Annotated in this window: 10 protein-coding genes, 2 tRNA genes and 1 pseudogene; 4 read left to right on the top strand and 9 right to left on the bottom strand. The window is 70.1% G+C overall.

Features of this window, described 5'->3' with window-relative positions:
• Window positions 1-129: 129 nt before the first annotated feature.
• Window positions 130-546, top strand: coding sequence for a Fur family transcriptional regulator (locus ACFU3E_RS19770; protein WP_384159498.1), 417 nt, complete (start codon window positions 130-132; stop codon window positions 544-546).
• A 126-nt stretch (window positions 547-672) separates the two neighbouring features.
• Here the strand turns inward: ACFU3E_RS19770 and ACFU3E_RS19765 are convergent.
• The 4 genes from ACFU3E_RS19765 to ACFU3E_RS19750 form a co-directional block, all read right to left on the bottom strand.
• Window positions 673-746 (bottom strand) — tRNA-Met (locus ACFU3E_RS19765).
• Window positions 747-829: 83 nt separating this feature from the next.
• On the bottom strand, window positions 830-2,653 hold the full coding sequence (locus ACFU3E_RS19760; protein WP_384159495.1) for a tetratricopeptide repeat protein: 1,824 nt from the start codon (window positions 2,651-2,653) through the stop codon (window positions 830-832).
• Window positions 2,654-2,887: 234 nt separating this feature from the next.
• Window positions 2,888-2,961: transfer RNA gene (locus ACFU3E_RS19755), tRNA-Met, on the bottom strand.
• A gap of 56 nt (window positions 2,962-3,017) precedes the next feature.
• Window positions 3,018-5,966, bottom strand: a complete 2,949-nt coding sequence (locus tag ACFU3E_RS19750; RefSeq protein ID WP_384159678.1) for a UPF0182 family protein — start codon at window positions 5,964-5,966, stop codon at window positions 3,018-3,020.
• 162 nt (window positions 5,967-6,128) lie between these two features.
• Here ACFU3E_RS19750 and ACFU3E_RS19745 point away from each other — a divergent pair, with 162 nt between their 5' ends.
• Complete coding sequence (locus ACFU3E_RS19745) at window positions 6,129-6,671, top strand: PPA1309 family protein (protein WP_384159493.1); 543 nt, start codon at window positions 6,129-6,131, stop codon at window positions 6,669-6,671.
• Between the two features lie 47 nt (window positions 6,672-6,718).
• Here the strand turns inward: ACFU3E_RS19745 and ACFU3E_RS19740 are convergent, their stop codons facing one another.
• From ACFU3E_RS19740 to ACFU3E_RS19725, 4 genes are all read right to left on the bottom strand, one after another.
• Window positions 6,719-7,810, bottom strand: coding sequence for a PDZ domain-containing protein (locus ACFU3E_RS19740; protein ID WP_384159490.1), 1,092 nt, complete (start codon window positions 7,808-7,810; stop codon window positions 6,719-6,721).
• Between the two features lie 102 nt (window positions 7,811-7,912).
• Window positions 7,913-8,077, bottom strand: a complete 165-nt coding sequence (locus tag ACFU3E_RS19735; RefSeq protein ID WP_384159487.1) for a hypothetical protein — start codon at window positions 8,075-8,077, stop codon at window positions 7,913-7,915.
• Window positions 8,078-8,192: 115 nt separating this feature from the next.
• Window positions 8,193-8,654 carry a molybdenum cofactor biosynthesis protein MoaE gene (locus tag ACFU3E_RS19730; protein ID WP_384159484.1) on the bottom strand — a complete coding sequence of 154 codons (462 nt, stop codon included), beginning with the start codon at window positions 8,652-8,654 and terminating at the stop codon, window positions 8,193-8,195.
• Window positions 8,655-8,748: 94 nt separating this feature from the next.
• Window positions 8,749-9,870 carry an SDR family oxidoreductase gene (locus tag ACFU3E_RS19725; protein ID WP_384159481.1) on the bottom strand — a complete coding sequence of 374 codons (1,122 nt, stop codon included), beginning with the start codon at window positions 9,868-9,870 and terminating at the stop codon, window positions 8,749-8,751.
• A gap of 192 nt (window positions 9,871-10,062) precedes the next feature.
• Between ACFU3E_RS19725 and ACFU3E_RS19720 the strand changes: the two genes are divergently transcribed.
• Complete coding sequence (locus ACFU3E_RS19720) at window positions 10,063-11,523, top strand: zinc-dependent metalloprotease (RefSeq protein WP_384159478.1); 1,461 nt, start codon at window positions 10,063-10,065, stop codon at window positions 11,521-11,523.
• On the opposite strand, the pseudogene ACFU3E_RS19715 reads toward ACFU3E_RS19720, so the two are convergent.
• Window positions 11,509-11,559, bottom strand: a pseudogene (locus tag ACFU3E_RS19715) (hypothetical protein); the annotation flags it as partial. The gene ACFU3E_RS19720 and the pseudogene ACFU3E_RS19715 overlap by 15 nt on opposite strands.
• Here ACFU3E_RS19715 and ACFU3E_RS19710 point away from each other — a divergent pair.
• The gene (locus tag ACFU3E_RS19710; RefSeq protein ID WP_384159675.1) at window positions 11,547-12,047 is read left to right on the top strand and encodes an NUDIX hydrolase; all 501 of its coding nucleotides are present in this window, start codon (window positions 11,547-11,549) and stop codon (window positions 12,045-12,047) included. The pseudogene ACFU3E_RS19715 and the gene ACFU3E_RS19710 sit on opposite strands and share 13 nt — an antisense overlap.
• Window positions 12,048-12,135: the final 88 nt, after the last annotated feature.

The following is a 12,135-nucleotide window of genomic DNA, read 5'->3' as shown; positions in this document are numbered from 1 at the left end:
GTTCCTGACCAGTCCTGTCCACCGGTCAAAGTCAACCTCGATCCTACATTAGACAATATCTAAAGCAAGTAGGGCTCTAAACTCACACCTGTTCGGGACCTGGTCCCTTTTGCTGTTAGGCTGGTGGCCATGAGTGACCTTCTGGAACGGCTGCGCGGACGCGGATGGCGGATGACCGCGCAGCGGCGTGTCGTGGCCGAGGTCCTCGACGGCGAACACGTTCATCTGACAGCCGACGAGGTCCACGCACGGGCCGTCGCCAAGCTGCCCGAGATCTCCCGGGCGACCGTCTACAACACGCTCGGTGAGCTCGTGACCCTCGGCGAGGTGCTGGAGGTCTCGACCGACCAGCGCGCCAAGCGGTACGACCCGAACGCCCACCAGCCGCACCACCACCTGGTCTGCGCCCGGTGCGGCGCGATCCGGGACGTCCACCCGACCGGCAACCCGCTGGCGGACCTTCCCGACACCGAGCGCTTCGGCTTCACGGTCTCGGACGTCGAGGTCACCTACCGCGGCGTCTGCCCGAACTGCGCGGCCGCCTAGCCCGCCCGCGCGAAACGCACGAGAGCCCCGGCACCGATGGGTGCCGGGGCTCTTCGCTGCCGTGCCACATGACGCCGAATGCACCGAGGGGCGGAATCCATTCGGATTCCGGCCCTCGGTCTTCAGTAGCGGGGACAGGATTTGAACCTGCGACCTCTGGGTTATGAGCCCAGCGAGCTACCGAGCTGCTCCACCCCGCGTCGTTGAATGCAACGTTACGTCACCGCAGAGGACGGATGCAAATCCATTACCCGGACCACGCTCCGGCCCCAGCGGCAACGCCTTACGCGGACAGCTCCTGCCGCAGCGCGTCCCTCAGCCGCTCCGCCCTCTCGGCGACCGACGCCGGCCCCAGCGACACGGCCCGGTCAGCCCACCGCTGCCCCTCCGCCAGCTCTCCCCGACGCGCGTAGACCAGGGCCAGCCGCAACGCCGCCCGCCCATGCCCGGCGTCGGCGGCCCGCTGCCACCACACCGCCGCCTCCGGCTCGCTCCCCTCCCGGGCCAGCAGCAGCCCGAGATTGAAGGCGCCGTTGCGGGACCCGGCCTCGGCCGCCTCCCGGTACCACCGGGCCGCCTCGACGACATCGCCCCGGGCCGCCGCCAGCATGCCGACCCGCACCTGCGCCCGCCGGTGCCCCTGGGTCGCCGCCCGCTCGTACCACTCCTCGCACTCGCTCCGCCGGTGCACCGGCTCCCCGAGCTCATGCGCCGGCTCCGGCGGCCGCCGTGCGTCGAGCACGGTGGCCAGCCGGTACGCGGCCTCGGCGCTCCCGCCCCCGGCCGCACACCGCAGGTGCCGCTCCGCCTCCTGCTCGTCGCCCTCCCGCAGCCTCGCCATACCGACCTGCAGCGCAGCCTCGGTGTGCCCGGCGGCAGCGGCACGCTCGTACCAGCGCAGCGCGGCCTGCTCCTCGCCCCGCCCGGCGTGCAGGATGCCGAGGTTGAAGGCCGCGTCGACGCTCCCGGCCTCCGCGGCCTTGGAGAACCACGGCTCCGCGCCCGTCTCGTCGCCGCCGCGCAGCAGCAGGATCGCCAGCGCGTTCGCGGCCTCCTGGTGACCGGCGTAGGCCGCGCGCCGGTACCACTGCTCGGCCTGCGGCGTGCGCCCCTGCTCGGCGCAGAGCAGGCCCAGGTTGTACGCGCCGTTCACGTCGCCCGCGTCCATCGCGGCCCGGTACCACCGCTCGGCGGTCTGGGTCTCGCCCCGCTCGGCGTGCAGCGCGCCCAGCGCGTTCGCCGCGTTGCCGTCGCCCTCCTGGGCGGCCCGCAGCCACCACACAGCGGCGTTCTCGGTGTCCCCCGCGTCGCGCAGCAGGAAGCCCAGCGCGCAGGCGGCCCGCGCCTCGCCGTCCTTGGCGGACGTCAGGTACCAGCGCCCGGCCTCCTTGAGCTCGCCGCGCCGCTCCAGGATCGTCCCGAGGTGCAGCGCGGCCCTCCGGTGGCCGCGCGCGGCGGCCTGCCGGTACCACTGCTCGGCCCCCTCGGGCACCTGGACACCGTTGTCACCGTCGGCTTCCCGCGCCGCCTTCCGGTCCAGCGCACGAGCCAGCCGGTACGCCGCCTCCCGGTGCCCGCGCTCGGCCGCGACCCGCATCCACCGTTCGGCCCCGGCGTCACCGCGGTGCTCCAGCAGGTCGGCGAGCGCGTACGCGCCCAGCGTGTGCCCCTGTTCGGCGGACTGGCGCAGCCAGTACTCGGCAGCGGGCTCGTCGCCGCGCTCGCGGTGGTGCCGGCCGAGGGCGTGCGCGGCCGCCGTGGATCCGGCGACGGCGGCGATCCGCCACCACCCGGCGGCCTCGTCGGCGTACCCCCGCTGGTGAAGGAGGACTCCCAGATTGTTGGCGGCCGCCCGGTCGCCCGCGGCGGTGGCGGCACGCAGATGAGGCTCGGCACCGTCGAGGTCACCACGGCGCAGCAGCATGGCCCCGAGGACACTCATCGCCTCGACGTCGCCGGCCTCGGCGGCGAGCCGCTGACGCAACTCCTCGGCCGCCTCGTCGGCGATCTCCCCGGTCTCGTCCGGGGTCTCGGTGTCCTCCCGGCTGGAAGGCTGCACAAAACGCCCTGTCTCGAACAGAGTTGCCTTGTCCCCCATAACGTCCATCGTCGCACCACCTGCAACCTGGGTACACCTGGTATACCGCAGCCAGTGAGGTCACTACAGCGTTTTGTCGACATGCCCACAGAGAGACAAGTCAAACACAGATTGCCCAACTCCCCCTGGCGGCGCGGCCACAGCCTGCGCCAGCACATGCGTTCACACATCACGAAGGCCCGGATTCCTGTGTGGAATCCGGGCCTTCGTTGCCGCTCCGTCACTCGGACATCGCGACTTCAGTAGCGGGGACAGGATTTGAACCTGCGACCTCTGGGTTATGAGCCCAGCGAGCTACCGAGCTGCTCCACCCCGCGCCGTTGTGTTCACAACCGTATCACGGCGCGGGGTGGGCATTGACCAGGCCAGGGCCCTAGCTGCTCGGCTTGGGACTCGGACTGCCGCTCGGGCTGGCGCTGGGCTTGCTCTCGCCGCCTCCGGCACCCCCACGGCCGGCCTCGGCCTGCGCGTCCTCGGCCCGCTTGAGAGCGTCCTCGAGGTCCTCCTGCGCCCGGCCGTACGCCTCCCAGTCGTTCTTCTTCAGGGCCTCCTGACCCGCGTCGAACGCCTTCTGGGCGTCCTCCAGGGCCTGTTGGACCGTCGGATTGTCGGACGTCGGCGGTGGTGGTGTCGTATCGCCGTCGCCATCGCCCTCGTCCGGTGGCTCGGTGGCCTGGCCGTCCGCTCCGAAGATCTTGTTGAGGGCCTCGTCGAGCGTGTTCTCGAAGGCGGTCTCACCTCCGTAGGTGACCAGCACCTTGCGCAGCAGCGGGTACTTCAGCCCACCACCGCGTACATAGACCGGCTCCACGTACAGCAGTCCGCCGTCGAGCGGCACCGTCAGCAGGTTGCCGTACTCGACCTCGGAGTCGCCGCCTCTCAGGAGCCTGATGGACTCGGCGATCTCTTCTTGTGAGTTGAACTGGCTCTGGACCTGCTTGGGTCCGTTGACCGTGGTGTTCGTCGGCAGTTTCAGGATTCTGATCTTGCCGTATTCATCGGTCCCCGCTTCGGCGTCGACCGCCATGAAGGCACTCAGGTTGTCCCGGCCGTTGGGCGTGAAGGTCGTCGTCAGCGAGAACGCCTGAGCCTTCTGGTCGGGCATCTTCATGCTCAGGTAGTACGGCGGCACCGCGCTGCCCGACCGGTTCGTCGGATCGTCCGGCACCTGCCACACCTCGCTGCCGCTCAGGAACGTCGTGGCGTCCTTCACGTGGTAGCGGGTGAGCAGCTCCCGCTGCACCTTGAACAGATCCTGCGGGTAGCGCAGGTGGCCCATCAGGTCCTTGGAGATGTCGCTCTTGGGCTCCACGGTGTCGGGGAAGGCCTTCATCCAGGTCTTCAGGACCGGATCCTTGGTGTCCCACTGGAAGAGCTTGACCTCGCCGGTGTACGCGTCGACGGTCGCCTTCACCGAGTTGCGGATGTAGTTGACCTGGTTCTGCTGGGCCACCACCGCGCGGCTGTCGTTGGTGGCGGTCAGCGAGTCGGCGGTCGTGTCACCGAGGGTCGTACGCGAGGAGTACGGGTAGCCGTTCGTCGTCGTGTACGCGTCGACGATCCACTGGATCCGGTTGTTCACCACCGCCGGGTAGGCGTCGCCGTCGATGGTCAGCCAGGGGGCGACCGCCTCGACGCGCTCCTTGGGCGTGCGGTTGTACAGGATCCGCGAACCCTCGCCGATGGCACCCGAGTACAGGATCTGCGGCTCGCCGAGCGCCGCCGCGTACGCGGCCCGGTTGACCGGGTTGGAGAGGTTGACCCCGCTGTCGCCCTTGTAGCTGGTGGTCTTCTCGCCGTTGTCGTCGGAGTAGTCGATCTCCTTCTGGGGACCGCCGACGATCGAGTACGTGGTGGTCTTCTCGCCGTAGTAGACACGCTGCTCGTACGTGCCGAGGGTGCCCTTGGAGGGCAGGTCGGACTCGGTGAAGACCGGGCGTCCCTGCGCGTCGGCGCTGGTGCCCTCGGCGGCGACCACTCCGTAGCCGTGGGTGTATCGGAAGTGGTTGTTGATCCAGTTCTTCTTCGGGATGCCCGCGAGGTTGATCTCACGCAGGCCGATGACCGTGTCCTGGTCCTTGCCGTCCTTGGTGTAGCGGTCGACGTCCAGGTTGTTCGGGAACGCGTAGTAGTTCCTGATCTGCTGGAGCTGCTGGAACGTCGGCGAGACGATGTTCGGGTCCATGATCCGGATGCTCGCCGTGGAATCGACGTCGTCGCGGAGCTGGGTCTTGTCCTCGGTCTTCCTCGTGCCCGAGTAGTCGGTGACCTGGGTGCCGTCGATGCCGTAGGCCTTGCGCGTCGCCTCGAGGTTCTTCTCGACGTACGGCGCCTCCTTGGCCTGCTCGTTCGGCTGGACCTGGAACTTCTGCACGATCGCCGGGTACAGGCCGCCGATGAGGATCGCGGAGAGCACCATCAGGCCGAAGCCGATCACGGGCAGCTGCCAGGTCCGCCGCCACAGGGTGGCGAAGAACAGCAGCGCACAGATGACGGCGATGCAGAACAGGATCGTCTTGGCCGGCAGATAGGCGTTGGCGTCGACGTACCTCAGGCCCGTCCAGTTGTCGGTCGCCCTGAAGTCGCTGGACTTCACCGCGAGTCCGTACCGGTCGAGCCAGTACGCGACCGCCTTGAGCGCCACGAAGACACCGATGAGCACCGACAGGTGCCCGGTGGCTGCGGCCGTGGCGCGGGCACCAGGGCTGGTGACGCGCAGGCCGCCGTACAGGTAGTGGGTGAGCGCGGCGGCGATCACGGACAGGATCGCGGCGGCGAAGCCGAAGCCGAGCAGGAACCGGTACCAGGGCAGGTCGAAGGCGTAGAAGGAGACGTCCAGCTTGAACTGGGGGTCCTTCTGCCCGAAGGGCACGCCGTTGACCCACATCAGCCACGTGCGCCACTGGCCGGAGGCCGAGGCGCCGGCGATCAGGCCCACCAGGGCGGTGACCCCGAGCAGGAGCCACTTCTTGTAGGGCGCGATGCCCATCCGGTAGCGGTCGAGGTTCTGCTGCTCCATCGACATGGCGCTCAGCGGCGGCCGCAGCCGGTGCGCCAGCCAGATGTTGAAGCCGACGGCGAGCGCCATGAGCAGGCCGAAGACGGAGAAGAGCCCGATCTTGGTCCACAGGGTGGTGGTGAAGACCGAGGAGTAGTCCACCGAGCGGTACCAGAGCCAGTCCGTCCAAAAGCCCGCGAACATGGTGAACACCATGACGAGGACGGCCAGGACGCCCAGCGTCATGAGCAGGGTCCGGACACGCCGGGACGGGCGGCCCACTCTGATCCGCGGCCCCGAAGGGCCTCCGCCGCGGTCCGGCATCTGGAAAGCCAAGGTGCGCACCTCGAAGTTCGCTGTTGATTCGTCAGGCCCGCGTCTTACGGACCGTTCGTGGCCCCCGTGATGGTGGGCCCCCACCTATGCAACTTACTCACCGTTTACTCGGTTCCCGATTCCGGCCGGGAACGAGGCAGGATTGTGACCATGTCCAACACTCCCATGGCTGCGAACCCGCTCACCCGGGCCGTCCTCGAGATCGACGAGTACGTCTCCGGCCTCAGCTGGGACCAGCCGGCCCGCCTTTTCGCCCTCGTCGACACCGTACGGCTACGGGCTGAACAGCCCTCGCTCGCGGACCGGCTCGGTCTGGGGGAGGAGTCGGAGAACTCCGGCCTCACCCCGATCGAGCAGGACGAAGTTCCAACGGGCAAGCCGCTCGATGAGTTCCTCGCCACCATCGCCTGGCCCGACGCGGTGGCCGGCTGCGCCCTCGCCGTGGAGCGCCTGATGCTGCCGCCGTCCGCGGAGGCCCAGGTCCCACAGGGGCTGAGCGAGGCCGCGCTCACGAAGTGGGTGGCGGACCACCCGGACCGCCAGGAGGTCCGCATGACGGTCGCGGTCCTGCGCGACGGCACCCGTGAGTCGGCCCTGCGGCTGCGCGAGAAGGACTCCCCCACCGAGGTCCTGACCGGCTCCGACCTGGTTCCGGGGCTGGCGGAGGCGCTGGCGGCGACGTTCGAGGAGTAGTCCCGCAGGACCGTGGGGCCCGGCTTTCCGGGCCCTTGGTCCCCGGGCTACTTACCGCACTTCGGCAGGTCCGCGGTGTCGCCGCTGCGGATGTCCTGGAGCGCGCCGAGGGCGTCCTCGATGGTGCCCACCTTGATGAGGGTGAGACCGTCGGGGGTGTCCTCGGCGGCGGCCGCGCAGTTGTCGGTGGGCGTCAGGAAGTACTGCGCGCCCTTGGCCCGCGCGCCCACGGTCTTCATCTCGATGCCGCCGATCGGCCCGACCTTGCCGGCGTCGTCGATCGTGCCGGTGCCGGCCACGAACTTGCCATCGGTCAGGCTGCCGGGGGTGAGCTTGTCGTAGATGCCGAGAGCGAACATCAGCCCGGCGCTCGGCCCGCCGACGTCGGCGAGCTTGATGTCGATGGTGAACGGGAACGTGTGGTCGGTCCCGGCGGAGATCCCCACGATGGCGCGCTTCTCACCGGTGTCGTCGGACGTCGTGGTGGTGATGGTGATGTCCTGCGTCCGGGTCGGCGTCCGCTTCTCCTTCTCCGCGGCAGCCTGCTCCTTGGCCGGCACGATCGTGAAGCGGACGTCCTGGCCCGGCTTGTGCTTGGTGACGAGCTCGGCGACGTCGGCCGGCTCCTTCACCGCCGTACCGTCGACGGCCTTGATCACATCCCCCGCGTGCAGCTTGTCCTCGGCCGGGGAATCCTTGACGACCGTCGAGACGATCACCCAGGACTTCACCGGAACGTCCAGCTCCTTCAGGGCGGCGACCTTGGCGCTCTCCTGGGACTGGCTGAACTCCTCGGCGTTCTCCTGGGTGGACTGCTCCTCGGTCTTGCCGTCCGGGTAGAGCGTCTCGTGCGGCACGACCTTGTTGTCATGCGCGAGCCAGCCGTAGACGGCTTCGACCAGGTTCATCCGGTAGTCGGCACTCGTGACCCGGACCGTGGTCATGTTCAGATGGCCACTGGTCGGGTAGGTCTTCTTCCCCGCGATCTGCAGCACCGGCTCACCGTCGTGATCGCCCAGCGTGTTCACCGTCGGCCCCGGGGACATCTCCGCGTAGGGCACGGGGATGAACACTCCCGCGCACAGGAGCGCGATCAGCATCAGGGTGGAGGCGAGCATCGTCGCGGTGCGGCGTGGCATGACTCGACAGTACGGGACGGTCCTGTCAGCGCACCGTCAGGGCCGCCCGTCCGGGGCGGTCCTCCGCCTTCCCACGCCTGTGACCTGCTGCTTCTCTGGCCGTCAGGCACCCGGCCGGGGCTTCTCCATGGCCTCGCGGAAGCGGGCGTAGCCGATGAGCTCCGGGCCGTCGTTACGGACCTTGCGGGTCCGGTTTGCCCAACTGCCCCAGAGCCCCGCGCCGATGGCAGCCGCAAGCGGAATCAGCAACCAGGCGAGCGCCGCCATGCCGACCTCCAACCCCTTTGAGCATCCGCAACTGACTGATCAGCAGATTAACGATCCGCAGTGACAACGCTCACGCCAGGGGGGCGGTTACGCAACCGGAAGGCGGCTTCCCGGATCAGCAGGCGCCGACCCACTCCTCGGTGCCGTCGGAGAACCTCTGGTGTTTCCAGATGGGCACTTCGTGCTTGAGGTCGTCGATCAGCTTCCGGCAGGCCTCGAAGGCCTCTCCGCGATGCGGGCAGGAGACGGCGACGACCACGGCGAGGTCCCCGACCCGGAGGTCCCCCACGCGGTGGACGGCCGCCAGGGCCCGCACCGGGAACTCGGCGGCGACCTTCTCGGCGACCCGCCGCATCTCGGCCTCGGCGCTGGGGTGGCACGAATACCCCAGCGCCTCGACATCGGCGCCCCCGTCGTGGTTCCGCACGGTTCCCACGAAGAGCGCGGTGCCACCGGCCGCATCGTCCCCGACGGCACGGAACACCTCGTCCAGGGAGAGGGCCGAGTCCCGGATCCCGATCAGCTTGATCGGGTCCTGCGCGGCCTGCTCGCCGGGGTGTTCGTTCGTGGTTGCCATGTGTCCATCGTGCCGCACGCGACCGACAGCACGGAATAGAGCCATCGACCGGCACACGCCCCTGGGCGTTTGGAGTCTCCTACAGGGGCGTCCCTCAGATTCGCCGCCGCGCCTTCCGCGCCCGCCGCACCACCGCCGCAGCGCCCAGCAGCGCCACCGTCGCGCCCGCGGCGCCCGCGGCCGTCGCGTCCTTGCGGCCCAGGCGTCGTCCGGCGACCGTGTGCCGGCCGGACACCTCCTCCAGGAGTTCGGCCAGCACCTCCTCGTTGGTGTACTGCGGCCGCCACCCGGCGTCGTGCAGCCGGCTGCCGCTCACGACCCAGGGGTACATCGTGTACGCGAGGTCCCCGGCCGGGGACGGCGTGAGCCCGATCCGGTGCAGTCGCGCCGCCGCGCCCAGCGCGACCGCCGACGGCAGCTCCATGCGGCGGATGCCGCTGAGCTCCTCGACCTCCTCCTGCTCGAGCCAGCCGTCGCAGCCGACGGTCAGTTCCCCGTCGACCTTCTCCAGGACGGCGTACTCCAGCGCGCTGCACAGGTCCTCGATGTGGCAGAACTGCCACGCGGGCCGCGATCCGGCGACGACGAGGAGCCGGGGAGACTCGAAGTACCTGGTCAGCGCGGTGTCCGTGCCGCCCACCAGCACGGCGGGCCGTACCACGGTGACATTGAGTCCCGGGTGCGCCCGGGGCGCTCGCCGCGCCAGCCGTTCGATCTCCAGCAGGTCACCGACGCCGGTCGCCTCGGCCGTGGCCCGCAGCTCGGCGTCCTCGGACAGGGGCAGCTCGTTGTCGGGCAGCGCCCCGTAGACCATCGCGGAGGTGCAGAGCACGACGCGGTGCACTCCGGCCGCCGCGGCCGCTGTCAGGACGGTCTGCGTCCCCCGTACGTTGTAGGCCGTTCGGGCGGCGGCGTCGGTTTCGAGATCGAGATCCAGCGCCAGGTGCACCACCACGTCGGCCCCGCGCAGCTTGTCCGCGATGGCCGGATCCCGTACGTCCAGGATGTGCCACTGGGCCGCCGCGCACTCGCCGCGCCGCTCGTCGATGGCCACGACCTGCTTGACCTCGTCGGACGCGGCGAGCTGCTCGGTGAGCAGGGCTCCTACGCCGTACGCGGCTCCGGTGACCGCGACGACGGGGCCGCGCGGCGCGGGACTCGCGGAACTGGTTGACTGGTTTCGCGCTGCGCGAACCTGCGGATCTGGGGAACTCACCGGGCGTCTCCAGCGGTTGTCTTCAGTACGAGCGCGTCCGACGCGTGCGTACCAGGTGGCATCCATCCTGCCGCAGGCCGTCAGCCGGCGAAGCACCGAGGCCCGATCCGCCCCAGGTGTCTACGCTGGGTGGTGTTGTCGGGCAGCCGTGCCGCCGGAAAGAACCGGCGGCCCTACCAGCCGAGGAATCCCGTGAGTGACACCCCATTCGGATTCGGCCTTCCGCCGGAGGAGCCGGACGACGGCGACGAGGGCAAGAAGAAGGACCAGCAGAGCGGTGGTGGTCAGGGACCGGCCAACCCGTTCGGATTTGGCGGCCTGCCCGGAGCCGGAGGCTTCGGCGCGGGCCCCGGCGGCCCCGGAGGCCCCGGTGCGGACAATCCGTTCGCAGCCATGTTCGGGTCGCTGAACCCCACCGACCTGGGCGCCGCGTTCCAGCAGCTCGGCCAGATGCTCTCCTACGAGGGCGGCCCGGTGAACTGGGACATGGCCAAGCAGATCGCCCGCCAGACGGTCTCCCAGGGCAGCCCTGACGGCACCAAGGACGCCAGCGTCGGCCCCGCCGACCGCAAGGGCGTCGAGGAAGCCGTCCGCCTGGCCGACCTGTGGCTCGACGATGCCACGTCCCTGCCCTCCGGCGCCGCCTCCGCGGTGGCCTGGAGCCGCGCGGAGTGGGTCGAGGCCACCCTGCCCGCCTGGAAGGAGCTCGTCGACCCGGTCGCCGAGCGCGTCGGCACCGCCATGGGCGATGTCCTGCCGGAGGAGATGCAGGCCATGGCCGGCCCGCTGATCGGCATGATGCGCTCGATGGGCGGCGCCATGTTCGGCACGCAGATCGGGCAGGCCGTCGGCGTGCTCGCCGGCGAGGTCGTCGGCTCGACCGACATCGGCCTGCCGCTCGGCCCGGCCGGCAAGGCCGCGCTGCTGCCGGTGAACATCGAGACCTTCGGCAAGGACCTGAGCGTCCCTCAGGAGGAGGTACGGCTCTACCTCGCCCTGCGCGAGGCCGCCCACCAGCGCCTCTTCGCCCACGTGCCGTGGCTGCGCTCGCATCTGTTCGGCGCCGTCGACGGCTACGCGCGCGGGATCAAGGTCGACACCGCCAAGCTGGAGGACGTGGTCGGCCAGTTCGACCCGCAGAACCCGGAGCAGATGCAGGAAGCCCTCCAGCAGGGCATGTTCCAGCCCGAGGACACGCCCGAGCAGAAGGCCGCCCTGGCCCGTCTGGAGACGGCTCTGGCGCTCGTGGAGGGCTGGGTGGACGCAGTGGTCCACGCCGCCGCGAAACCCCGCCTGGCGTCCGCCGACGCCCTGCGCGAGACGCTGCGCCGCCGCCGCGCCTCGGGCGGTCCGGCCGAGCAGACGTTCGCCACGCTGATCGGCCTGGAGCTGCGCCCGCGCCGTCTGCGGGACGCCTCACGTCTGTGGGCCTCGCTCACGGACGCGCGCGGTGTCGACGGCCGGGACGCCCTGTGGCACCACCCGGACATGCTGCCGACGGCGACCGACCTGGACGACCCGGACGGCTTCGTGCACCGCGAGCAGATCGACTTCTCCGAGCTGGACAAGATGCTCGGCGAGGCGGCCGACAAGCCCGACCTGAAGAAGAAGGACGAGGGCGAGGACGAGAACAAGGGCGACGACGCCGGGTGAGCCTGTACGACGACGCGGCCCTCGTGCTGAAGGGGTACGAGGGCCAGGCGGAGCTGCGCCAGGCCTATCTCGACCACCTGGCGGAGCACCCGGACGGCCTCTGGAAGGCCTGCCACGCGGGTCACATCACGGCGAGCGGCCTGGTGATCGACCCCGAGGGCGGCCGGGTGCTGCTGACCCTGCACAAGAAGCTGCGGATGTGGCTGCAGATGGGCGGCCACTGCGAGCCGGGCGACAGCTCCCTGGCGGATGCGGCCCTGCGCGAGGCGACGGAGGAGTCCGGCGTCCCGGGGCTCTCCCTGCTGCCCGGCGGCCCGGTACGCCTGGACCGGCATCCGATCCCGCCGCCCTGCCACTGCCACTTCGACGTCCAGTACGCGGTCCTGGCGCCCCCGGACGCCGCACACGCGATCAGCGACGAGTCTCTGGACGTGCGCTGGTTCGGCTACGGCGAGGTGGCGGAGGTGGCGGACGAGTCAGTGGTCCGCCTGCTGGAGGCCACGCGCGCGAGGCTCGCGGCCTGAGTACGTGTAAGGGGCGGCTGATCGGTCGGCCGCCCCTTACGTTCGATTCCGCCGGTGGCCACACCCCTTCAGGGGCGCGGGGGAACTG

The organism is Streptomyces sp. NPDC057424 (assembly GCF_042803315.1).
Classification (GTDB): Bacteria; Actinomycetota; Actinomycetes; order Streptomycetales; family Streptomycetaceae; genus Streptomyces.
Note: the sequence above shows the minus strand (reverse complement) of the source record. Positions and strands in the feature narration are given on the sequence as shown.

What these genes read in the sequence shown, in the direction of transcription:
- ACFU3E_RS19770 (WP_384159498.1), top strand. Translation starts at nt 130, where the DNA reads ATGAGTGACCTTCTGGAACGGCTGCGCGGACGCGGATGGCGGATGACC.
- ACFU3E_RS19760 (WP_384159495.1), bottom strand. Translation starts at nt 2,653, where the DNA reads ATGGACGTTATGGGGGACAAGGCAACTCTGTTCGAGACAGGGCGTTTT.
- ACFU3E_RS19750 (WP_384159678.1), bottom strand. Translation starts at nt 5,966, where the DNA reads ATGCCGGACCGCGGCGGAGGCCCTTCGGGGCCGCGGATCAGAGTGGGC.
- ACFU3E_RS19745 (WP_384159493.1), top strand. Translation starts at nt 6,129, where the DNA reads ATGTCCAACACTCCCATGGCTGCGAACCCGCTCACCCGGGCCGTCCTC.
- ACFU3E_RS19740 (WP_384159490.1), bottom strand. Translation starts at nt 7,810, where the DNA reads ATGCCACGCCGCACCGCGACGATGCTCGCCTCCACCCTGATGCTGATC.
- ACFU3E_RS19735 (WP_384159487.1), bottom strand. Translation starts at nt 8,077, where the DNA reads ATGGCGGCGCTCGCCTGGTTGCTGATTCCGCTTGCGGCTGCCATCGGC.
- ACFU3E_RS19730 (WP_384159484.1), bottom strand. Translation starts at nt 8,654, where the DNA reads ATGGCAACCACGAACGAACACCCCGGCGAGCAGGCCGCGCAGGACCCG.